This is a genomic window from Deinococcus pimensis DSM 21231 (assembly GCF_000519345.1).
GTDB lineage: Bacteria > Deinococcota > Deinococci > Deinococcales > Deinococcaceae > Deinococcus_A > Deinococcus_A pimensis.
The window spans coordinates 413,984-414,430 of sequence record NZ_KI912633.1; the positions used below are offsets into that span (position 1 = coordinate 413,984).

The 447-nt window shown below is 76.5% G+C and carries 1 protein-coding gene; it reads left to right on the top strand.

Features of this window, described 5'->3' with window-relative positions; all coding sequences use genetic code 11:
• Positions 1–447, top strand: a 447-nt coding sequence (locus tag DEIPI_RS29205) for an aminotransferase class I/II-fold pyridoxal phosphate-dependent enzyme (protein WP_045233820.1), incomplete at both ends; no start/stop codon positions are given.

Below are 447 nucleotides of genomic sequence, written 5' to 3' on the forward strand. Positions count from 1 at the left end.
CCGCCCTTCGGGGAGTTCGCGCGGGCGGTGGCGCTCGCCCGCGCGGCACTCCACGTGACCGACACGGAGGGCGCGCTCCGGGCCGTGGGGTGCGGGGCGCGGCTGGTCTACACGTCGCGTCCGAACAACCCGCTCGGGACGGTCCTGCCGCTCGGGGAGCTCGCCGCGCTCGCGGAGGCCTGCGCGGGACGCGGGGCGCTCCTCGTCCTCGACGAGGCGTACGCGCCCTTTTTGCCGGACCTGGACACCATCGACGTACGCTCGGGGACGGCCCCTCGCTTGAGCCTGGAGCGTCCGCGCGTCTCTGCGACTTCGGTCGGTGAGGCCGTCGTGGCGCTCCACTCGCCCGGCAAGGTCCACGGCGTCGTCGGTCTCCGGCCCGCGTACGCGCTCTGCGCGCCCCCCGTGGCGGCGGCCCTCGACAACCTCGCGCCCGCCTGGGCCCTG